Genomic DNA, 23,034 nt, shown 5'->3' on the forward strand with positions numbered 1-23,034 from the left:
GAAGCTTTAGAAGCGAGGAACACACATGGACCCGCTAGGTCTTCTGGCGTACCCCAACGGTCTGCAGGGATGCGCTCAAGGATAGCTTGGTTGCGGTCTGCGTCTGCACGTAGAGCGGCAGTGTTGTTAGTAGCCATGTAACCAGGTGCGATAGCGTTAACGTTGATGTTGTGCTTAGCCCATTCGTTCGCCATCAGGCGAGTGATACCCATTACGCCGCTCTTAGAAGCCGTGTATGAAGGAACACGGATACCGCCTTGGTAAGAAAGCATAGAAGCGATGTTGATGATCTTGCCGCCGTTGCCTTGAGCCATGAATTGCTTAGCGACTGCTTGAGACATAAAGAATACAGACTTGATGTTGATGTTCATAACATCATCCCAGTCTTGCTCAGAGAAGTCGATTGCGTCGTTACGACGGATGATGCCAGCATTGTTTACTAGGATATCAACGCGACCACACTCTTCAACAGCGCGGCTAACGATAGAAGGAATGTCGTCCAGCTTCATTAGGTTCGCGCGAATGTCGATGAACTTTTGTCCAGTTGCTTTGATAAGTTCGATGGTTTCAGTTGGTTCAACAATGTTTACGCCAACGATGTCACAACCTGCTTGTGCAAGACCTAAAGCCATACCTTGACCTAGACCAGTATCACAACCGGTTACGATTGCAACTTTACCCTTCACATCAAATGAATCAAGAATCATTACTTTTTCCTCAACGTACCTAATTAAATATGAACAGGAACGCCCTGAACATCATGACAAGGAATATAACAAGAAAAAAACTCTTCAACAAATAAAAATGAAAGGGTGTTTCAAAAAATATAGCTGATCTCTAATTTTTGCTATGAATTGACTGTTGTTAAAAAATCAAAAACACATTTTAAATTCAAATTTGATGTGGTTTTGAGGGCTACTGAGCTTATGAAGGAGTCTCTTTGTTAACGGTGAGGTTATTCAAATGGAGAACCCGTTTTAGTCGCAGTTATCTTTTAAAACAAAAAAGCCACCTTCTTGGTTTCAAGAAGGTGGCTTGATGTAACTTTTCAGATGAAGAATAGGGGTATTACTTCGTTAACCCTAAGGCTTCATTCATTACGTGGAAGATGTAGTTTTGCTCAACTGCACCTTGGAACAAGTAAGCCTGAGGACCACGAGCGAAGATAGCGACGTCTTCACCTGAGTGAGTTTCTGAATCAAGTTTGATTAGAGATTGTTGACGGTAATCAATGTTCATCACTTCTTCTTCAGTTGGGTTAGGACGATCTGCACCGCCTTTTTCAACCGCGCCAGGACCATTACCGTAGCTCAATGTGGTGTAGTGTTTGCCGTAAGCATCGACACTCAATTTACCGTTTGATTTAGACAGACCAAGAATTGGATTGCCGCGCTCTGAGTAACCATTTGAAATCAGTGTGTGCGCATGGTCAGCGGTTACAATGATCAACGTATCTTCTGGGTTTGTTTTATCTAGTGCTGCTTTTACTGCTTCATCATAGGCAACAGCATCCCAAAGTGCGCGAGCTGCATTACCATCGTGGTGCGCGTGGTCAATACGTCCTGCTTCAACCAACAACAAATAGCCATCTTTGTTATTCGATAATAGGTCGATTGCTTTTGAAGTCATCTCAGCAAGTGAAGGCTCGTCACCACGGCGATCCGCTTCATACTTCATGTGGCTGCTCTCAAACAGACCAAACACTTTCTTTGCATCTGCTGGAATGCTTTCGAAACCTTTTTGATCGTAAACATACTGACCATCTGGGTGCTGAGTTTGCCATTTTTCAACGAGGTTTTGACCGTCTTTACGTTTGCCTTTTTTACCTTCAGGGTCGACGACATCGACAGGCAGGAATTCGCGGCGTCCACCACCAAATACCACATCCATACCTTTGCCTTCGTTGAAGCTAATCAACTGCTGTGCGATATCAACACAACCTTGATTCTTGGCGATGTTTGGAAGGGTTGCGTCATTTTCCCAGTTACGATCAGCAGAGTGAGCATAAGCGGTTGCAGGTGTTGCATGAGTGATACGTGCAGTAGACACAACACCAACAGACAGTCCTTTTTCAGCGGCCATTTCCCAAGCTGTTTTCGCTTCGTTGCCTTTTACCGTGTTACAGAAGCCACGTTTAACGTTGTCATCAACACTGATTACACCTTGCTTAGTTTTCACACCCGTTACCATTGCAGAAGCAGTACCTGCTGAATCTGGCGTTTGTGCATCGGTATTGTATGTTTTTGACAAAGCCATGTTAGGCATAGTTTCCATATTCAGGCGGTATTCTTCGCCCATTAAACCGCGACGCTGGCCTTCAAAAATACGTGCTGCAGTAATCGTACCTACGCTCATACCGTCACCAACAAATAAGATCACGTTCTTAGCGGGTTTATCGATAGGCATGTTCGCTTTTGCTTTTGCGATATCTGCCTGAGCTTGTTTGAACCACACGTCATCTTTCTGTGGCGCGTCAACACCAGCGGTTTGGCTCTGTGTAGAACAGCCAGCTAGGGCTGTCAAAATACCACTGACTAATAGAAGTTTTTTACTTTTCACGGGCATAGGCTCCAATTGTTTTCTCGAATTTCCATGTTGCTCAAAGGCTTAACGGGGTCTAATTACCCAACATCTTTATGAATAATGCGTTACTGATGGATGAAGTTTTTATTATTGTCATATTACTGTCTTATGCTGCGGGTACTTTTGTTGGTAACAATGAATAACGTATCTTTTTGATATCAATAGAAATTACAACTTATGAAACTGACTTTGTTAAAACGTTTTGACCGCATTAGCGCGTTAGGAATATTACTGGCACTTGGTTGTGCTTCTGGTACTTACGCTCAAGAAGACATCAACACCGCAAGTTCTGATGTCGTCACTTTGGATTGGATCGACTTGATTCCAGAAGCTGAGCGCAATGTTGCGCCGTTACCAAATAAAGCACCGCTAAATCACGATAGTGATACTCCACCTCAGAATATGGCTGGAGGATTTCGTGATGACTTAGATGGAAAACAAGTGCGTATTCCGGGTTTTGTTATTCCGTTGGAAGGGGACGATAAAGTGGTAACAGAATTGCTTTTGGTTCCTTATTTTGGTGCTTGTATTCATGTTCCGCCTCCGCCACCGAATCAAATTCTTTACGTAAAATTCGATAAGGGCGTGCCTATTCAGGGGCTTTGGGATGTGGTTTACATCGTGGGTAAGTTGAACGTGGAGATGGTTGAGTCTGATTTGGGGCAAGCGGGTTATCTGATTAACGGTGTAACTGTTGAAGCTTATAACGACTCAAGCTCGTAGTATTGGAAGCAAGAAAAACAAGCCGCTGAGAATAAGGTGATGCTCAGCGGCGATAGAACCTATATATCACTATTTAATGGTTACTTAGGCGGATGGTGCTCGATCCAATGGCGGGCAATTTGTTCGCGGGTTGCAACCCAAACACCTTCGTGAGATTGCACATAATCAAGAAACTTCTTCAGTGCCATAAACCTGCTTGGTTTACCTATGATTCGGCAGTGTAAGCCAATCGACATCATTTTTGGCTTATCTTTGCCTTCTTCATATAAGCAATCAAAGTTCTCTTTAAGATACTGAAAAAACTCTTCACCGTGGCTAAATCCGTAGGGCGAGGAAAAACGCATATCATTGGTATCTAACGTGTAAGGGATCACTAGGTGTGGCCGAGTTTCTCCGGGTTTCTGGCTATTGGGTACTTGAGTCCAGAAAGGCAGGTCATCACCGTAGTAGTCTGAGTCATACAAGAGCCCATCCTGTTCTGCGACTAACTCGCGCGTATTGGGTGAATCTCTTCCTGTATACCAGCCAATAGGGCGTTTACCTGTCAGGCGCTCGATGATGTCCAGTGCCTGTTTCATGTGTTTGCGTTCTTTCTTAACGGGCATGTTCTGGTAGTGAATCCACTTTAGTCCGTGGCAGGCGATTTCATGTCCATCTTCCATGATCGCTTTGGTGACTTCTGGATTACGCTCTAATGCTGTTGCCACACCAAAAATGGTTAATGGCAGTTCGCGTTTTTTAAACTCGTTTAGAATGCGCCAAACCCCTGCACGAGAGCCATACTCATACAGTGATTCCATGCTCATGTGGCGGGTAGGGTAAGCCTCTGCGCCTGCTATCTCAGACAAGAAAATCTCAGAGTGTGAATCGCCGTGCAACACGCAGTTCTCGCCACCTTCTTCATAGTTAAGAACAAACTGAACGGCTATTTTTGCTTTGTTTGGCCAGTTGGCGTCTGGGACATTATCGCGTCCGTAACCGATATAATCGCGAGGATTAAAATCTTTCATTCGAATTCCTTATCTAATCGTCCACGTTTTTATGTTATTTGCTAGGTGAAGAGTTTGCTGAAATCAACATGCGTTTCTTGCTTGCTGGTTAAAGAAATAGAGGCCTTAAGCTGTTCCAGATGATGGCGCATCCAATTTTGAGCTTCGCTGATCAAATTTCTATCGAGTAAATCTATTAAGTTCGAATGGTCACCACAGTCGCAATTCACACTTTCGCGAGTACCATAAGCGGCAATAACCAGAGATGAGCGGTAACACAACTGCTCGACAAACTCAGCGAGAACCAAGTTGTGACCGACACGTGCAAGCTCATAATGGAACTTAGCGGTAAGCTGAATAGCTTGCGCCATATCGCCGTTATTATTGGCTCGCTTTTCCAGCTCTACCATTGACCGAAACTGCTGTGACAGCTTGTCGCTCCAGTTTTCACTGATTGAAGGAATGAGCAGAGGCTCTAGCATGATTCGGCTATCCCAGACTTCAGAAGCTTCTCTGCGACTCGGGCGGTTAACTTGTGCACCTTTGTTTGGCTGAATAACGACAAATCGTTCCAACGCTAACCTTTGTAGAACTTTACGAATACCAGTGCGGCTAACGCCAAAAGCTTCAGACAGTTTGTCTTCTGGCAGACGTTCACCCGGTGGAATTTGGTGTTCAACAATGGCCTTTAGCATTTTTTGATAAATGATTTCGTCGTTAGACATGCGGAACTCTCTAATTACGTTTGTATACAAAGCGGTAGTGCAATATGTATACCAAACAGACTTTTATTGTTTTCCGTAAGCACCAGTCAATCTCTCGCTGCCAACCTTCCAACTTCTTGCACTAAGATGCAGCATTTGTTCGACTCTGGTGCACAAAACTGTGTGTACAATATTCGGTAAGCTAGTGATATGGTAGCTTGTGAGTTTGGCACACTACTTGTATTTATAATTGTATACAATTGATGCGAATAAAAGCTTACATGGGAATGTAGGGAATAATTAAAGAGCAGACACGATATATGAAAGTATTAGAAAAGTTGAAAAAGGAATGGTTTCTTGTTGGCATGGTGGTCGCTATTGCATTGGCAACAGTGAGTTCAGATGTAGGTAAATCTGGAGGATGGATTCACCTAGATCAACTGACGGGCATTGGTGTGGCCATTGTCTTCTTTCTACACGGTTTGGGGCTTTCTCCTCAGGCAATCAAAGCGGGCATGACCAACTGGCGTCTGCACTTGTACATTCAAGCAGCGACCTTTGTTGTTTATCCACTATTGTGGGTCATCTTTGGTGAAGCGTTTATGGCGTATATGCCAGCGGCTTTGGCTTTCGGTTTTTGCTATCTGCTGGTGCTACCAAGCACAATTTCTTCTTCTGTTGCGATGACCAGTGTCGGTAAAGGTAACGTTCCGGGCGCGATTTTCAACGCTTCACTTTCAAGTATTATTGGTGTCGTTATCACACCGTTCCTTATTCAGCTATTTATGGGCGTGGAAGGGGTAGAGCTTGATCTGATGGTTTCTGTTCTTTCAATCGCTAAGTTGCTGCTGTTGCCAATGATTGTTGGACAAATCCTACGTCCATACCTTGTTGACTGGATTGCTAAACACAAAGGTGCGGTGGGTAAAGTTGATAAGTATGTAATTCTGGCAATCGTCTATAACGCATTCTGTGATTCAGTAGAGAACGGCATCTGGCATGAATTCTCTATTGGTCTGCTGGCAAGCTCTATTGCTATTTGTTTAGTGGTTCTTTTGTTTATGGTGCATTTCATTCAATGGGGTGCACGTCGTGTGAACATGAATCTGCCGGATGAAGTGGCGGCGGTGTTCTGCGGAACCAAAAAAACGCTGGCAGCGGGTATCCCTATGGCGAAAGTGATATTTGGAACCGATCCTACACTTGGCATGATCTTGCTACCTATCATGCTTTACCACCCAATTCAGATTTTCTACTGTGCAATATTAGCGAATCGCTATGCTCGCCAAACAGAAGGTGCAGCAGTAACAAACTAAAACAATTAAAAAGTAAGGAAGCGAAATGACTAAGGATAGTCGAGTCTATTGCTCTCAAGGGCCAGAACAGTTACCTGCCAAAGAACGAGGAAGCCTAAGCGGCATACAGTTTGTATTTAAAGACTTGTTTGATGTTAAAGGCTTTAAAACAGGCGCAGGAAATCCACAATGGTTGGCGACTCATCCCTGTGCGCCAACCACATCTTCATTGATATCAAAGTTGCTGAACAATGGTGCTGAATGTGTCGGTCGTGTGCAGACAGACGAACTGGCATACAGCCTAAACGGACAGAACATCCATTACGGTACGCCAGTTAACCCTGTCGCTCCCGATTGTATTCCGGGTGGTTCGTCTAGTGGTAGCGCAGTCACAGTAGCAAACGGCGAATGTGACTTCTCAATCGGAACAGATACCGGAGGTTCGGTTCGCGTTCCCGCCAGTTATTGTGGTTTGTTTGGTCTTCGTCCAACACTCGGTTCGCTTGATCTTCACGCTTGTTTTGAACTGTCGAAAAGTTTCGATACCGCAGGCATTTTCAGTCGCGAATTACCATTACTACGCAAAGTTTGGCGTGTGTTGTCTGGGTCAAAATCAGAAAGTCGCAGTGCCACACATCTGTATTTGGACAATCAGTGCGCTCACGTGCTCAGCGAAGAGCGATTAGCTCGCCTGAAACACTGGTGTAAACAAGCTCAAATTGAGTTGATATGTGGCGACCTGTTGCATGAGAATGGCTGGCAACTGGCTGACCTAAGCTTGCTGTTCAGAACCATTCAAGGTTTTGAGATTATCCAAAAGCACGGCTTATGGCTTGAGCAGCATGGCGAGAGTTTAGACCCAACCATTTTAGAGAGAGTGAAATGGTCACGTACCATTTCCGAGCAAGATTACTTACAAGCCTTGGATAAGCAAGCGAAGTTCAAAGAACTCATTACTTATCACCTGACTGAATACGCACTGGTTTGGGCGATTCCGACTACACCATCGGGACCACCTGCACTCACTATGTCTGGTGAGGCATTAGCCAATTACCGAACTCAGCTTATGGGATTAACCAGTATTGCGGGCTTAAGTGGCTTACCTCAATTGCATTTACCCATGCAAGGATTGCAAGAAGGACCATGCGGCATTTCCGTTATGGGCTTAACGAATCGTGAAGAAGATCTGATTACTACGGGCGAAACGCTGATTCAAGGAGAAAGTAAATGAAATATCAAACCGCTTTCACAGCTCCGCATTACAAGGCCGCTCAAGTAGGTCAGAAGATTCTCGACCAAGGTGGAACAGCGAGCGAAGCTATGGTTGCAGCAGCTGCAATGATCGCTGTGCAGTATCCACATATGAACAGCATCGGTGGTGACAGCTTTTGGTTGATCGCCAAAAAAGGGCAGACTCCCGTCGCCATTGATGGTTGCGGTGCTGCTGCGTTGGAGGTTGATGTTGAACACTATCGCAGTCAAGGTGAAGAACTTCCTGAATTTGGTGGTGAAGCGGCGATTACCATGGCAGGCACTGTTGCTGCGTGGCAAAAGGCGCTAGAACTGGACTCAAGCGATATCAGTTTACACACGCTACTAGAACCAGCCATTGAAGCTGCTCAGCAAGGCGTCGAAGTGACTCAAAGCTTAGTTAATGCCAGCGAAAAAACCTTCGGTAGATTAGCTCAGCTCAAAACGTTCGCTGAACATTTCCTAAAGGAAGGAAAAACACTTACAGTAGGTGACATTGTCACTAATCAGGCATTAGCCGAAACGCTCAGAACTCTAGCTGAAAACGGGCTGGATGATTTTTATCGTGGCGAAATAGCCAAAAGTGCGGCTGAAGAACTTCAGCAGGCAGGCAGCCCGATTACTTTAAAAGATTTTCATCACCACCAAGCCAAGGTAATGGCTCCACTGAGTGTCAATACCTCGAAAGGTAAACTGTACAACTTTGGTGCTCCGACTCAGGGAGTGGCTTCGTTGTTGATTCTGGCGATTTATGATCGTCTCGCTTCACAAGCACATAGCGACGTTGATCATATTCACCTGTTAGTGGAAGCAACCAAGCAAGCCTTCATCATTCGCGATAAAGAAGTATGTGATGAAGAGTATCTGACTCAGCCTTTACAAGAGTGGCTCAATGAATCGGTGATTGATCGTTGCGCTGAGCAAGTGTCTATGGAACAGGCGCTACCTTGGCCACACCAAGCACAGCCGGGAGACACCATCTGGATGGGTGCTACCGATCAGTACGGCACTATGGTGAGCTTCATTCAAAGTATTTACTGGGAGTTCGGCTCAGGTCTTGTGCTGCCAAGTACCGGCATATTGTGGAACATCCGTTCGAAAAGCTTCTCTTTGGATGCCAAACATCACAACGTGCTGGCGGGTGGTAAGAAACCATTCCACACATTAAACCCAGCTTACGCAGAGTTAGGTGATGATCGACGTATGGTTTACGGAACTATGGGAGGCGAAGGCCAACCACAAACACAGGCATGTTTGTTTAGCCGATATCACTATCAGGGCTATGGGTTGGATGAAGCAGTTGCGCTTCCGAGATGGTTGTTAGGACGCACTTGGGGGGATTCAACCAACAACTTACGCCTTGAAGAATCTCTCTATCAGCAATATGGCGAACAACTGAAACAAAGAGGCCACGATGTTACTTACGTGGCGGATAACAACGAATTAATGGGACACGCTGGCGCAATCATTATTGATACGCATGGAAAAGCCTCGGCGACCAGTGATCCTCGTAGCGATGGAACTTATTTACTTGGAGAATAAAATGACAGCCCATAATGAATTGCATTCAACTGGCAACTTATTTGAAACGCTTAACCCGCCACAACGTCTGCTTATGGGGCCTGGGCCAATCAATGCGTATCCACGCGTACATCAAGCGATTTCGCAATCCCTGATTGGTCAGTACGACCCTGTAATGACAGGTTATATGAACCAAGTTCAGTCGCTGTATCGCGGCGTGTTTTTCACTAATAACCAACAAACCATGTTGGTGGATGGCACTGCGCGCTCTGGTATTGAAGCGGTATTAGTGTCGGTTCTTCAGCCGGGTGACAAAGTGTTGGTTCCGGTGATTGGCCGTTTTGGTCATCTGCTATGTGAAATAGCACAACGTGTAGGTGCTGTTGTTCAAACAATTGATATTGAATGGGGGGAAGTGTGCCCCGCGGAGAAAGTCGAGCAAGCAATTAAAGCCTTCAAGCCTAAGCTACTTGCCACCGTTCAGGGTGATACATCTACGACCATGAATCAGCCGTTGCAAGAGATGGGTGAAATTTGTCAACGTCACGGTGTTCTGTTCTACTGTGATGCCACAGCATCGATTGCGGGTAATGCTCTCAAAGTTGATGAATGGCATTTGGATGCAGTATCGGCGGGTTTACAAAAATGTCTCGGTGGTCCTTCTGGCTCGGCACCTATTACCTTAAGTGATCGATGTGCTGAATTGATTAACCGACGCAAACACGTTGAAGCTGGTATTCGTGCCGATCACCACACTCAAGGTGAAGATGCGATGATTCAGTCGAACTATTTCGACTTAGCAATGATCATGGATTACTGGGGCCCAGAACGTCTTAACCACCATACAGAAGCGACCAGTATGCTTTATGCCGCTCGTGAATGTGCGCGACTCTTCCTTGAAGAAGGCCCAGACAAGGTGATTGCGCGCCACAAACAGGCGGGTGATGCGATGGCCGCAGGTTTGCGTGCAATGGGGCTTGAGCTGTTCGGTAATCAAACATACAAGATGAACAACGTTGTCGGTGTTTATATCCCTGCAAACGTGAATGGCGATGCGGTTCGACTCGAACTGCTAAACCGCTTTGGTATCGAAATTGGTACTTCATTCGGCCCGTTACATGGCAAGATTTGGCGTATTGGCACTATGGGGTATAACGCCCGCCAAGAGTGTGTACTTTCAACTTTGGCTGCGTTAGAAGCGCTGCTGATTAAGCACAAAGCGAAAATCGATCCGGGTCAAGCTGTTGCTGCGGCAATGGCATTTTATCAGTAGTAGGAGTGTTATGACTGTTCTTAATGAGATGGAAGGACAAAGTCGCGCTGCACGACTTATGGAGCAAGCAGATGTACTTGCTTCATTCAGCGAGAGTGAAACGGGCTTAACGCGTGCGTATTTAACACCACAACATCGCGCGGCTCATGATCAGATCTCGCTCTGGATGCAACAAGCAGGTTTACAAACTTGGCAAGACAGCGTTGGTAATCAGTGGGGAAGGAAAGTATCACCCAACCCGATCAAGCCAACGTTGATTTTAGGATCTCATAGCGACACGGTGGTAAACGCTGGCAAATATGACGGTAACTTAGGTGTGTTACTCGCCATTGAAACACTGGCGGCGCTGCGTGGGGAAACCTTTCCTTTTCATATCGACGTTGTCGCCTTTGCTGACGAAGAAGGCACGCGATTTAACACCACTTTAATTGGTTCAAGTTCAGTTGCTGGCTGTTTTGATTCCAATTGGTTAGAGGTGACTGATGCGAACGGTGTCACCATGGCACAGGCGATGCGAGAGTTTGGTCTTGATCCTGCAAAAGCGGGCAGTGATGCACGTCAGGCGCAGGATGTTCAGGCTTACTTAGAAGCGCATATTGAACAAGGCCCGGTGTTAGAAGCCGAGAACTTAGCCGTTGGTGTGGTTACTGGCATCGCTGGAGCCAAGCGTTTTCAATGTGAAGTGACGGGTATGGCAGGGCATGCGGGAACAGTACCTGTGCATTTACGCCAAGATGCGATGACTGGCGGTGCTGAAATGATTTTGTCCATTGAGAAATTGGCGAAAGATGAGGGCGTTGTTGCAACCGTTGGCAAGTGTGAAATCGTATCCGGCGCGGTAAACGTAATTGCTGGCAGAGTGAGATTTACGATTGATATCCGTAGCGCTTCTCAATCAGCACTAGAGAATGCGACCTATGAGATGCTGGAGCAACTCAAACATATTGCGCAGCAACGTAAACTCTCTTTTGAGTATGAGAACATCTACAAAGCAAAAGCGGTTCAATGTAACAACAAGCTGCAACAGAAGTGGGCTTCTGCTATTGAAAAAGTCACCAATTCATCTGCCCGTTTTCTGCCAAGTGGCGCTGGGCATGACGCTATGGTAATGGCTGACTTGACTGATACGGCTATGCTGTTTATTCGCTGTGAAAAAGGCATCAGCCACAACCCTAAAGAGCAGGTGTTAACCTCTGATGTTGAGATTGGTTTGGCGTGTTTTATTGAGATGATTCGAAGCTTTAACGCTTGATGAGATCTGCTTTTAGAAACTTCGTAAGATTAAATAAAGAACCCCACAATCGTGGGGTTCTTTATCGTTTTAGTTCAGCTCTTCTGCTTCAACAAGGTTGGCTGTTTTCTCTTCATAGGCATGCTCAAACGCTTTAAGACGTTTGTAGATAGACAGCAGTTCAACAATCGTAGTCCAAGAGTTGACTAAGTATTGGAATGAGTTTTCAACTTGGTTGAACGCGTTCATGATTCGTTGCATCACGCCAAGCGTAAACGCACCAGCAACAATCGATGGTGCAAGAGCAATGAACGGGATAAATGCACCGAACTGTAAGTAGCCATAGCGAACCACGTTGAAGTACACATAGTGCATGTACAGTTTGAAGTAGTTTTGACGAACGTTTCCAAACAGTTCTTCTAATGTGAGTGGATGTGCGCGGTCTTCGTAGTCTTCACCGTAAACCAGTTCTTTACGATACGCCGCTTCAACTTTCTGGTTGTTAAACTCTAGACCTGGTAGTTTGATACCTGCAAAAGCAAGCAGCACTGTACCAAAAATCGACCAAATGATAGCAACGAACACTAAGGCTTGTGGCACTTCACCAACGAACGGTAGCGTTGTGACATAGCCCGATAATCCCCAAAGAATTGGCAGGAAGGCGATCAAGGTCATTACTGAGTTAAGTAAGCGAACGCCTAAACTTTCCATAATGCTGGCAAAACGCATGGTGTCTTCTTGAATACGTTGAGCGGCACCTTCAATGTGACGAACATGTTCCCATCTTGCGGTGTAATGTTCAGTCATAGCCGTGCGCCAACGAAACACAAAATGGCTGACGAAGAAGGCGTTACCCACTGCCACCATAATGGCGATCATCAGCAGCACCATCACCGTTGAAAGCTCAGAGTAAAACTCTGCGAGGGTAATGCTGTTAGGTGCTGTCAGTGCTTTTTGGATCAAGTTATAAAAATCACCATACCACTCATTAAGCATTACACTGACTTCTACTTGGAACCAAGTGATAAACACAATTAAGCCAGAGCCAAGTACCGACCATTTTGCCCATTTCTGTCCGCCGAGTATCATCCAGCCGCCAATGAAAAGGGCGTAACACACCGTCATAAACTGATACAGCCAAGCATTGATTGCAGACTGTGTCGCCGCTTGAAATTCTGCCGTAGCTGCCTCACTCGCACCTTCAGCTAATGCTGGTGGGTAATCGACACCGAAAATATGAGCCAGACTGAGGTGAGGGCCGAGATCCTCAATCACGGTATACCAACCGATTACACAAACGAGTGCCCAAAGAACAAAGCTTAAGAAAAACAATTTGGGTTTTGGAAAAAAAGAACTAAACACGGCATCTTCCTTTTGATGACAAAACGCTACACCTACTTTCAGAGATTGAGTAAGGGTATCTTTAATTTCAGTATATTACTGACCGCATAAAATACGATTAGTTTTATATCCATCCTAATTAAAACCATTTTAGACATGGCTTGGTTTGTAAAAAAACTATTAATTGCTGTTAAAGAGTATTTAATCCAACAAACCTCTTTTCTTACAGGTTCAACTTGTTTTAGTATCAGAACACTAAGTATTGGACATGCATCTCACATCGCCAGCCCAGACTTAACGGACTTATCTTTAGTAGTAATTTATTTGTAGGAAAACATATGGCGGCTTTTGGTACTGTATTTATGCCTAAGATGGCATTAGCAACATTCGAAAATAATCAATGGTCAGACGCAGAAATCGTAGCTTCTGACAGCATCTCGCTTCATCCGGGTGCTCACGTCTTGCATTATTCAAGTACGTGTTTTGAAGGTTTAAAAGCTTTCCGTCACGAAGACGGTAGCGTGCATGTCTTTCGAATGGACCAAAACGTCAACCGTTTCGCACAAAGCAGCAAACTGCTTTCTCTACCAGAAGTGAATAAAGAACAACTTTCAAAGATGATCGTTGATGTTGTTGCTGAGTTCGCTTCAGAAGTACCTGCGCCTCCGGGTTCTATGTACATTCGCCCAACTCACATTGGTACTGAAGCGGCTGTTGGTAAAGCAGCGGCTCCATCTCTATCATCTATGATGTATGTACTGCTTTCTCCAGTGGGTGACTACTTTGCGGGTGGTGCAAGTGCGCTGCGTCTTCTGCTAGACGAAACAGGTCAACGTTGTGCGCCACACATGGGTATGATTAAGAGTGGTGGTAACTACGCAAGTGCTCTTTCTCCAACGCTAGAAGCGAAAGCAAAATACAAAGCTGACCAAGTTCTGTTCTGTCCAAACGGCTACATTACAGAAACAGGTGCGGCAAACTTCCTGTTGGTTGATGGCAACGAAATCATTACTAAAGCATTGGATTCGAGCTTCCTACACGGTGTAACTCGCTCAAGTATCCTGACGATTGCTAAAGATCTTGGCATGACAGTAAGCGAGCGTGAAGTGTCTGTAGAAGAACTTCTAGAGCGTGCTGCAAAACCGGGTGTAGAAGCAATGCTTTCAGGTACAGCTGCGGTACTAACGTCTGTAGGTACCTTCATTCACAACGGTGAAGATGTGAAAGTAGGCAGCGGTGAAGTTGGCCCTATTGCACAGAAACTTCGTCAAGCACTGAACGACATTCAGTGGGGTAAAGCACCAGACACACACAACTGGCTAACTAAGATTGCTTAATTCAATCATGTAGTTAGAAGAGAACACAGAAAGCCAGCGATTACCGCTGGCTTTTTCTTTATTGATTTCAATTTATTAGGGGCTATTACCCATAAGCCACACTTGGGAACCACAGTACCAGTTGTGGCCAAGCGACGAGGCAAACCAGAGCAAACAGTTGAATCACAATGAAAGGTACTACGCCACGGTAGATATCTTTCAAGGTTACGCCTTCTGGGCAAACACCTTTGAGATAAAACAGCGCAAATCCCACTGGTGGTGTTAGGAAGCTGGTTTGAAGCGCCATAGCCACTAACATCACAAACCAAACCAATGACGGGTCATCAACCACGCCGTGTCCATCCAGTTCGATACCTAAACTTCTCACCACAGGTGCAAGTAATGGCAGGGCGATTAGAGCGATCTCAATCCAGTCTAGGAAAAAACCTAGGAAGAAAACGATCATCAATATAAACGCAATAATGCCGTACGGACCAAACGGTAACCCACTTAGGAAACTCTCAATCAGTTCGTCGCCTCCCAATTCGCGCAGTACTAACGCAAAACAAGAAGCACCTAAGAAAATCATAAAGATGTAAGCCGTTGTTCCGTAGGATGCCAATACCACCTCTTTAACGACTTTGAGATTGAGTTTCTTGTTGTAGACTGCAAGCAAGGTTGCACCAAGTGCACCAATACCAGAGGCTTCGGTTGGAGTGGCTATACCCGCAAAAATAGAGCCAAGCACAACGAAGATCAGCAACACGGTTGGTGTAATGTCTTTGAATACTTGCAGAATCAGATGCCATTCAACAGGTTCAATGTCTTCTGGAATCGGAGCCTTAACTGGATTCATTTTGCCAACCAACAAAATGTAGAGAATGTAAAACAGACCTAACAACAAGCCTGGTATTACAGCGCCCATAAACAGATCGCCTACAGACAATCCAAGTTGGTCAGCCATGATCACCAGCATGATTGAAGGTGGAAGAAGGATTCCCAGAGTGCCTGCGGATGCCACTGTGCCAAGAGCAAGGGGCAAGTGGTAGCCTTGGCGCATCATGGTAGGCAGTGACATCACCGCCAGAAGCACAACCGACGCACCAATGATGCCCGTTGACGCTGCGAGAATAATCCCTATCGCCATTACCGTGACCGCAAGTCCACCATGTACTTTACCGAACAGAGCTTGCATGGATGCCATCAGTTTTTCGGCAATTCCCGATTTATCCAGCATATTGCCCATGAAAATGAACATTGGAAGCGCGACCAAAATCCAGTTATCCATGATTTTGTAAATGCGGTTTACCACTAAGCCAAGGCTGGTGAAGTTCAATCCGGTAAAAGTATCGAGATAAATATCCGCGAGGTACCCGACACCCGCAAAGAATACGCCAATACCACCTAAAACATAGGCTACAGGAATCCCAGTAAATAGAAGCAGGATAAACGAGCCGAACATCGCAATTACAATCCACTCATTTGGTTCCATGGCTATTTCCTTTGTAAATGATTTCTAAATTGCGCAGCACTTTTGCCAGCATGGAAAGCAGCAGCAGTGAGAAACTGATTGGGATAACACTTTTGATTAGCCAGCGATAAGGCAAACCAGAAGGGGAAGCAGAGCTTTCATTGGCACGCCAAGATTCATAGGTGAAGTCGTAGGAATGGATAATCACCACAATCACAAAGGGTGCAGCTAAAAGTAGCAGGCCTAAAAGGTCAATCATCGCTTTTTTACGTTCACTGAATTTGTGATAGAAAAGATCGACTCGTACATGCATATCGCTTATTTGCGCGTACGCAGTGCCGAACATAACGGCGGTCGCATACAAATGCCATTGCAACTCCTCTAACGTAATTTGACCGTTAGAAAAAACTTTGCGCAGAATGACTTGAAGAACGATGACACCGATAAGAATGACGTTGGTCCAAGCAATAAACTTGCTTGCCGATTTAACGAATCTTTCGATGTGGTAGTAAACGGGGATAGGTGGGGTTGAGCATAACACCTTACTCATTGCTTTCTCCTTGCCTGATTAGGGCTGGATGATCAAATCCAGCCCATGTTTCCGATGTATGTAAGGATTACTCTAGCGTTGCGCGAGGTAGGAAACCGTTCGCTTGCCACAATGCGTATCCCTGACGGAATGTGCTTAGGTCAGTCCAAACTTTATCGAAGAAAGGATCGGCAGATTTTTTCTCTTCAACCACTTCTAGCCAAGTCTTCTTGAACAAATCCAACATCTCTTTGTTCCAGTAGCGAATTTCTACGCCATTCTGCTTCGCTTTTTCCATTGCCGTGAACTGAATAGCTTCACCCTCTGCAATCGAATAAGTCATTGATGCCATACAAGTTGTTTCAATAGCGTCATGTTGGTTTTGGCTCATTTCGTTCCACGTATCTTTATTGATCAACAGTTCAAAGATGGTGGATTGTTGGTGCCAACCTGGGAAGTAGTTGTATTTGGCGACTTTGTGGAAGCCTAAACGCTCATCGATGGCTGGTTGAGAGAACTCAGAGGCGTCAATAGCACCTTTTTCAAGTGCGCCAAAGATTTCGCCCCCCGGAATTTGCACGGTGCCAGCACCCAGTTTTTCCATTACTGACGCACCTAAACCGAAGAAACGCATGTTCAGACCTTTCAAATCTTCTGGCTTTTCAATTGGTTTTCTAAACCAGCCTGAAGATTCAGGAGAGATGATCGCACAAGGCAAAACTTTTACGTTGTAACCGCCTTGGTCATACATTTCTTGATACAGCTTCAGACCGTTACCGAAGTACATCCAAGCCATGTATTCACCAGCTTCAGGGCCGAAAGGAACCGCAGAAAACAGTGCAGATGCCGGCAGTGTACCTTGCCAGTAGCCAGCGGTTGAATAGCCAGAGTTTACTTTGCCGGTAGAAACCGCATCTAAAATTTCAGCAGGGTTAACCAGTTTACCCGGCTCATAAATTTTCATTTTGACTGTGCCACCAGACGTTTGACCGATGTGGTCTGCGTACCATTGAATTGGCGTACCCAATGCTGGTAAGTGGCTGCCAAAAGCAATCGGAGTTTTCAGGAGGATCTTTTTGTCTTCAGCATGTGCACTAAGTGAAAGTCCAACTGACGTTAAAGCAATAGCAGTTGCAATGGCAGCTTTTTTCAAATTCATAACATAGTCCTTGTTTGGTTTTTATGTGCGAATAAATGTGAACATTTCGTATTTAACGATGTTAATTTAATGTTACATTTGAGCTGAGTATAAGCAGGGGTAAACGGATGCTCTATTGGTGAAATTGCGCAAATTGAGTGAGTAGTTTGGGCAGTTTTTGATACAGAGAATCCGTAAAACTACGTATAAGAATTGGAAGCAAATATGGGCTTTGTCAGGAACAGAAAGCTAACCGTTAACATCATTTTACTGTCGATTGTTCCCTTGATCATTGTGGTGGCGATTGTCGCTGCGATTCTTTTTAGCCAAGCAAAACAATTAGTTGAAGATCAAGTTCAGCTCACTAGAAACAATATTCTGGCCGCCAAAAAACAAGAGTTGCAGCAGTACGTAGAAATGGCAGTAAAAAGTATCATGCCTTACTACCATGATGAGTCGTTAAGTGATGAACACGCCAAGCAGATTGTTGCCGAAAAATTGAGCCAGTTAACATATGGCGTTGATGGTTACTTCTTTGTTTATAACTGGAAAGGTGATGCCATAGTACTGCCTTATCAGCCAGAACGTATTGGCGTTAACTGGTGGGAAGTTGAGGATGTAAAAGGCAAAAAGCTGCTGCAAGAGTTGATTCGCGTAGGCAGGGCGGGCGGCGGTTTTGTCGATTATTTATGGCACAAACCCTCAACAAAAGAGCCGCTTCCAAAGCTCAGTTACGCAATTTCATTAGACAAATGGCAGTGGATGGTAGGAACCGGCGTCTATCTGGATGATATCGAGCGTCAAGTCTCTCATATGCAAAACGGCTACGACCAAAATGTCGGTCGAACTAGCAGCGCACTGTTCTTTGTCATGTTGATATCCATCTCTGTTATTGCCGCTTTAGGGGCTTCCTTGAACTTAAACATACGCCGTTTGGCAAATGAGCAACTCAGTGTTTTGAACCAGCAGATCATCGATTCTCAAGAAAATGAACGTCAGCGAGTATCCCGTGAGTTGCATGACGGTGTTAATCAGCTTTTAGTCGCAGCGAAATATCGTTTGGACAACGTTGGGAAAGAGTTGCATCAAGAACAACAAGTGAGAGAGCTAGACGCCAGCAAGCGTGTAATGGAACAAGCGATTGTTGAACTACGTAGGATCTCCCGAGATTTAAGACCACCTCAGTTGGATGACTTGGGATTGGTTGCAGGTATTGAAGCCTATATTAACGACATGCGTCAACGTACCGAATTGGAGTTGGTGTTTGAACACGACATTGATGGTGTAGAGATGGTTCAAGAGGTTGAAACAACCTTATATCGCGTGATTCAGGAAGCAGTACATAACGTCGAAAAACATGCTCAGGCTCAGGGTGTTGACATCATTATGCAGCGAGAAGGGCAACTACTGATTTTAACGGTGAGCGATGACGGAATCGGTATCGCACCGACCATAGCAAAACCGGGGAAACGTAATAAACCAAATTTGGAACATATGGGGTTACAGAATATGAAGGATCGTATTCACGCCATTGGCGGAACGTTCGCCGTATCAAGCATACCGGGCGAAGGTACGGAAATTCGCGTCAGCTTAAATATGGAGTTTGTATGATTAAGTTGGTACTTGCTGATGATCATCGCTTAATGCAGGACGGTTTGAAATCCCGTTTAGAGAGGGAAGACAATCTTGAGATTCTGTCTTGTGTCGGTACGGGTGCTGATGCACTCAAAGCGACACTTACACTCAAACCGGATGTGCTTTTGCTGGACATTAATATGCCCAACATGAACGGCATTGAGATGCTTGAAAAGCTTTCCCAATCTAAGTCAGAAACCGCAGTGATTATGCTGTCGATGCACGACAGTAAAGACTACGTGGTTCGCTCGGTAAAAGCGGGAGCAAAGGGCTATGTGTTGAAAGATGTAGGTTCTGAAGAGTTGGTGATGGCGATTAATCAGGTAGCTCAGGGGCGTTCTTATCTTTGTCCTCAAGCATCTGACCGTTTGCTTGAACAAATCAACGATAAACCAGAACCGAAAGATGATGAACTCTCCAAGCGCGAGTTTGATGTTCTCAAACTTATTGTCAATGGAGCAGGGAACAAAGAGATAGCTGATACGCTACACATCAGTGTGAGAACCGTTGAAACACATCGGTTGAGAATAAAGAAAAAGCTTGGTGCTACCTCTACCGCTGCGCTGGTTAAACTTGCGTTAGATAAAGGGTTGGTAAGCTGATGACAGGGAAATTGCTCTCCAGCCGCCAGCCAATCTTGGATAAGATTGTCTTTTTCTGTGCGGTACTGAGAACGGGCTCATTTCGCGAAGCGGCTCTTCAACAAGGGCTATCTCCTGCAGCGGGAAGCCGCTGGGTGAAAGAGCTCGAAGAGGCAATGTCCGTTGAACTTATCAAAAGAAGCACACGACAATTGGTGGCGACTCAGGCAGGGCAGCTTCTTTACGAACGCTTCTCTCCGCTGCTGCCGGACATCAATAATCTGTGTGAAGAGGTTCAGAACCTTGCGGCGGAGCAGCAAGGCGAAATCAAGATATCTTCAACGCCTTTGTTTGCGCGCCAGTACCTGACGAAAATCGTGGCCGAATACATGGAAATGCATCCTCAAGTGCATTTCCGCATCTTTATTGAGGCGGGAGATTTTGATCCTCTCACTATCGATTTTGCATTCAGAGCCACAGCCAATTATGACGGCGACATCTCTCCAGATTCTTTGATTGTGCGAAAGCGCGTTCTTACGGAACCACTTTATCTCTGCGCTTCAAAACACTATTTGCAGGAACATGGTGTGCCTGAAACCCCTGAGTTTTTAACACAGCATCGTTGCCTGTACGCGAGAACTCTATTGGGAGGAAATCGCTGGAGCTTTGAACTGAATGGCAAGCAAGAATTCGTGACCATTCAGGACACACTAGAATGTGATAACAGTGAAATGCTACTCGATTTCGCGATGGAACACGCGGGAATTGCTTATCTACCTCATTCACTGGTGCACAAGTGTATTGAAAGTGGCGATTTGATTCAGATCTTGCCCGATTATCGTTGTGCCAGCTTTGATATTGACCTTTTATATCGTCCTCGTTCGCCGATGCCCGAACGTTGTGCTCGCTTCAAACAGTACTTGTTAGATCGAGTGAGTACTATGCGCAGCGAAGGGATTATTTAGCGCGGATGATTGTTGCAAATTCGAAATTCACAATCTCTATATGTGCAATTATCAAACAGACTCTCTGCGTCTAACCTGAAATTCATCAAATCAAGGAAGGTGAATTGTGGTTAAACAACTTACAGCAGAGCAAGCAGCGCAATGGATTGAAAACGGGCAGTCAGTCATGCTCGGAGGCTTTATTGGTAGTGTAGTACCTGAAGCCATCGAACGTGCCATTGGCGAACGGTTTCAACAGTCAGGTTTGCCGAAAGATCTCACTCTGGTTTTCGCTGCTGGTCAGGGCGATGGTAAATCACGAGCTATTAACCATCTGGCACAACAAGGTCTGGTGAAAAGAGCCATTGGTGGACACTGGGGACTTGTACCTAAACTGCAACAGCTGGTGGTTGATAATCTGATCGAAGGGTACAACCTGCCTCAAGGCGTAATTTCTCATTTGTTGCGTGATAGCGCGGCAGGCAAGCCGGGTTTGTTTACCAAAGTTGGATTAGGCACTTTCGTCGACCCGCGTATTGAAGGTGGAAAGCTCAATTCCATTACGTCACAAGACTGGGTTCGAGTGACGGAAATTGATGGTGAAGAGTATCTGTTTTACAAAAAGCTTCCAATTGATGTGGCGATTTTACGCGGCACAACCGCCGATGAAAACGGCAATATCACTATGGAAGATGAGTGTCTGATTGTTGAGAGCCTCGCCGCGGCGCAGGCTGCGACCAACAACAATGGCAAAGTGATCGTTCAGGTTAAGCAAATCGTACCCGCAGGTACGCTAGACCCACATCTGGTCAAAATTCCGGGCATATTCGTTGATGCGGTTGTGGTGTGTGAAGATTTAAGCGAGCACATGCAGACGTTCGCGACCCATATGAATCCTGAGTTTATCGGACGTGGCAACAAACCATCTCACAACAACATTGACGCCTCGAATGTTGAACCGACGGTTGAAGCTGTCATCGATGCGAAAACCATTATTGCCCGACGTGCAGCGTTGGAACTCAAAGCGAACTCAGTACTTAATCTTGGCATTGGTGCGCCTGAATATATTGCGAAAGTCGCTCAGCAAGCGGGCATTCTGGATAAATTCACTCTGACGGTGGAACCGGGCGCCGTGGGTGGTTCTCCAGCCAGTGGATTAGATTTTGGTGCTTCCGCATTTCCTGACGCCATTATCGGACAAGATCAAATGTTCGACTTCTATGATGGTGGTGGTGTCGATCAAGCGTTTTTGGGGCTTGCTCAATGTGATGCCAAAGGTGATATCAATGTCTCCCGATTCGGTACCAAAATCGCCGGATGTGGCGGATTTATCAATATTACGCAAAACGCCAAAGAGGTGTATTTCTGTGGCACTTTCACCGCCAAAGGTTTGGATGTTCAGGTCGAAGGTGGGCAACTGCAAATCACTACTGAAGGTAGCCAAAGTAAGTTCATCTCTAAAGTAGAGCAAATCACCTTCAGTGCTCATCAGGCATTAAAAGCGAATAAGCCAGTGCTTTACATCACTGAAAGGGCGGTATTTCGAATGGTAGCGCAAGGTATAGAGCTGATAGAAGTTGCTCCGGGTATTGATGTTGACCGCGACATACTCCATCACATGGCGTTTAAGCCTTTGATTAGCCCTGAGTTAACAACAATGGATAGCGCCATTTTCCAACCCCAATTTTCTATAAATCTGCACTCTGACTAGATATCAGAAGTGGATTAAAACCCTACAGTTAAATAAAAAAGATAAAACAAAAGGTCAGCAAATATGTTTCAAAACAAGATATGTATTGTCACAGGTGCCGCACAAGGAATCGGTAAAGCAGTGGTTGAGCGTTTTTATTCTCAAGGCGCTGAAATGGTCTATGCATTGGACATGAATGATAAGGCGCTGATGGAAGCTTATTCCCATATTGAGCGAGTCGTACCTGTCACTATCAATATCTGCGACAGAGCTGCGATTGCAGAGCTTGTCGCCAGTATTCAAGCGCAATTCGGACGAGTGGATGTACTTGTTAACAACGCCGGTGTCACGCGTGATGCTCTGATCGATAAGATGACGGAAGCAGACTGGGATTTAGTCATTGATGTCAATTTGAAGGGTGTGTTTAACGTTACCCAAGCGGTTGCCCCTTTAATGATGGAAAACAACTATGGCTCTATCGTCACTATGTCTTCTGTTGTTGGTACTGATGGCAATATTGGTCAAAGCAATTACGCAGCAACTAAAGGTGGAGTGATTGCAATGAGCAAAAGCTGGGCTAAAGAGTTTGCACGTAAAGGTGCGCAAGTGAGATCAAATTGCGTTGCTCCGGGCTTTATCGAAACACCAATGACGGCGGATCTTCCTGAAAAAGTTCTCAACATGATGAAAGAGAAAACACCGTTAGGGCGCATGGGAACCACCGAGGATATCGCCAATGGCGTAGAGTTCTTGGCAAGTGATAAGTCGAGTTTTATTACCGGACAAGTACTAAAAATTGACGGTGGATTGGTGCTCTAA

The 23,034-nt window shown here is 45.4% G+C and carries 20 protein-coding genes; 12 read left to right on the forward strand and 8 right to left on the reverse strand.

Annotated features, from left to right (window positions below; genetic code table 11):
- The coding region (gene kduD, locus HKI82_RS09710) for a 2-dehydro-3-deoxy-D-gluconate 5-dehydrogenase KduD (RefSeq protein WP_171137864.1) at positions 1-707 on the reverse strand (707 nt) is incomplete at its 3' end.
- Between the two features lie 361 nt (positions 708-1,068).
- Entirely contained in the window at positions 1,069-2,559 is a 1,491-nt protein-coding gene (locus tag HKI82_RS09715) for an alkaline phosphatase family protein (protein WP_255209368.1), read from the reverse strand.
- A 201-nt stretch (positions 2,560-2,760) separates the two neighbouring features.
- Here HKI82_RS09715 and HKI82_RS09720 point away from each other — a divergent pair, with 201 nt between their 5' ends.
- Positions 2,761-3,306 (forward strand): DUF3299 domain-containing protein, encoded by a 546-nt coding sequence (locus tag HKI82_RS09720; protein ID WP_171137865.1) that lies wholly within the window; start codon positions 2,761-2,763, stop codon positions 3,304-3,306.
- Positions 3,307-3,386: 80 nt separating this feature from the next.
- Here the strand turns inward: HKI82_RS09720 and puuE are convergent, their stop codons facing one another.
- The gene (gene puuE, locus HKI82_RS09725) at positions 3,387-4,316 is read right to left on the reverse strand and encodes an allantoinase PuuE (protein WP_102967968.1); all 930 of its coding nucleotides are present in this window, start codon (positions 4,314-4,316) and stop codon (positions 3,387-3,389) included.
- A gap of 41 nt (positions 4,317-4,357) precedes the next feature.
- Positions 4,358-5,020: a GntR family transcriptional regulator gene (locus HKI82_RS09730; protein ID WP_171137866.1), complete on the reverse strand. Its 663-nt coding sequence runs from the start codon at positions 5,018-5,020 to the stop codon at positions 4,358-4,360.
- 299 nt (positions 5,021-5,319) lie between these two features.
- On the opposite strand from HKI82_RS09730, the gene HKI82_RS09735 reads away from it, so the two are divergent.
- The 5 genes from HKI82_RS09735 to HKI82_RS09755 are packed head-to-tail and all read left to right on the forward strand — an operon-like array spanning position 5,320 to position 11,591.
- Positions 5,320-6,315 (forward strand): bile acid:sodium symporter family protein, encoded by a 996-nt coding sequence (locus HKI82_RS09735; RefSeq protein ID WP_171137867.1) that lies wholly within the window; start codon positions 5,320-5,322, stop codon positions 6,313-6,315.
- 25 nt (positions 6,316-6,340) lie between these two features.
- Positions 6,341-7,525 carry an amidase gene (locus HKI82_RS09740; protein WP_171137868.1) on the forward strand — a complete coding sequence of 395 codons (1,185 nt, stop codon included), beginning with the start codon at positions 6,341-6,343 and terminating at the stop codon, positions 7,523-7,525.
- Positions 7,522-9,087, forward strand: coding sequence for a gamma-glutamyltransferase family protein (locus HKI82_RS09745; RefSeq protein ID WP_171137869.1), 1,566 nt, complete (start codon positions 7,522-7,524; stop codon positions 9,085-9,087). The genes HKI82_RS09740 and HKI82_RS09745 overlap by 4 nt, the downstream gene beginning before the upstream one ends.
- A 1-nt stretch (position 9,088) precedes the next feature.
- On the forward strand, positions 9,089-10,339 hold the full coding sequence (locus HKI82_RS09750) for a pyridoxal-phosphate-dependent aminotransferase family protein (protein WP_171137870.1): 1,251 nt from the start codon (positions 9,089-9,091) through the stop codon (positions 10,337-10,339).
- Between the two features lie 10 nt (positions 10,340-10,349).
- The gene (locus HKI82_RS09755) at positions 10,350-11,591 is read left to right on the forward strand and encodes an allantoate amidohydrolase (RefSeq protein ID WP_171137871.1); all 1,242 of its coding nucleotides are present in this window, start codon (positions 10,350-10,352) and stop codon (positions 11,589-11,591) included.
- 69 nt (positions 11,592-11,660) lie between these two features.
- Here the strand turns inward: HKI82_RS09755 and sbmA are convergent, their stop codons facing one another.
- Entirely contained in the window at positions 11,661-12,932 is a 1,272-nt protein-coding gene (sbmA, locus tag HKI82_RS09760) for a peptide antibiotic transporter SbmA (protein ID WP_171137872.1), read from the reverse strand.
- 317 nt (positions 12,933-13,249) lie between these two features.
- On the opposite strand from sbmA, the gene HKI82_RS09765 reads away from it, so the two are divergent.
- On the forward strand, positions 13,250-14,248 hold the full coding sequence (locus HKI82_RS09765) for a branched-chain amino acid aminotransferase (RefSeq protein ID WP_102942077.1): 999 nt from the start codon (positions 13,250-13,252) through the stop codon (positions 14,246-14,248).
- 85 nt (positions 14,249-14,333) lie between these two features.
- On the opposite strand, the gene HKI82_RS09770 is transcribed toward HKI82_RS09765, so the two are convergent.
- The 3 genes from HKI82_RS09770 to HKI82_RS09780 form a co-directional block, all read right to left on the reverse strand.
- Complete coding sequence (locus tag HKI82_RS09770) at positions 14,334-15,719, reverse strand: TRAP transporter large permease (RefSeq protein ID WP_171137873.1); 1,386 nt, start codon at positions 15,717-15,719, stop codon at positions 14,334-14,336.
- Positions 15,706-16,248 (reverse strand): TRAP transporter small permease subunit, encoded by a 543-nt coding sequence (locus HKI82_RS09775; protein ID WP_171137874.1) that lies wholly within the window; start codon positions 16,246-16,248, stop codon positions 15,706-15,708. Before HKI82_RS09775 ends, HKI82_RS09770 begins: the two co-directional genes overlap by 14 nt.
- A 67-nt stretch (positions 16,249-16,315) precedes the next feature.
- Complete coding sequence (locus HKI82_RS09780; protein ID WP_171137875.1) at positions 16,316-17,386, reverse strand: TRAP transporter substrate-binding protein; 1,071 nt, start codon at positions 17,384-17,386, stop codon at positions 16,316-16,318.
- Between the two features lie 204 nt (positions 17,387-17,590).
- On the opposite strand from HKI82_RS09780, the gene HKI82_RS09785 reads away from it, so the two are divergent.
- The 5 genes from HKI82_RS09785 to fabG all read left to right on the forward strand — a co-directional run bounded on the left by HKI82_RS09785 (position 17,591) and on the right by fabG (position 23,034).
- On the forward strand, positions 17,591-18,976 hold the full coding sequence (locus tag HKI82_RS09785) for a cache domain-containing protein (RefSeq protein ID WP_102942081.1): 1,386 nt from the start codon (positions 17,591-17,593) through the stop codon (positions 18,974-18,976).
- The gene (locus tag HKI82_RS09790; protein ID WP_102942082.1) at positions 18,973-19,602 is read left to right on the forward strand and encodes a response regulator; all 630 of its coding nucleotides are present in this window, start codon (positions 18,973-18,975) and stop codon (positions 19,600-19,602) included. The genes HKI82_RS09785 and HKI82_RS09790 overlap by 4 nt, the downstream gene beginning before the upstream one ends.
- Positions 19,602-20,546: a LysR family transcriptional regulator gene (locus HKI82_RS09795; protein WP_171137876.1), complete on the forward strand. Its 945-nt coding sequence runs from the start codon at positions 19,602-19,604 to the stop codon at positions 20,544-20,546. The genes HKI82_RS09790 and HKI82_RS09795 overlap by 1 nt, the downstream gene beginning before the upstream one ends.
- Before the next feature lie 106 nt (positions 20,547-20,652).
- Positions 20,653-22,236 (forward strand): acyl CoA:acetate/3-ketoacid CoA transferase, encoded by a 1,584-nt coding sequence (locus HKI82_RS09800; protein ID WP_171137877.1) that lies wholly within the window; start codon positions 20,653-20,655, stop codon positions 22,234-22,236.
- Positions 22,237-22,299: 63 nt separating this feature from the next.
- Entirely contained in the window at positions 22,300-23,034 is a 735-nt protein-coding gene (gene fabG / locus HKI82_RS09805; protein WP_171137878.1) for a 3-oxoacyl-ACP reductase FabG, read from the forward strand.

Source organism: Vibrio plantisponsor (assembly GCF_013041605.1).
In the GTDB taxonomy this organism is placed as follows: domain Bacteria; phylum Pseudomonadota; class Gammaproteobacteria; order Enterobacterales; family Vibrionaceae; genus Vibrio; species Vibrio plantisponsor.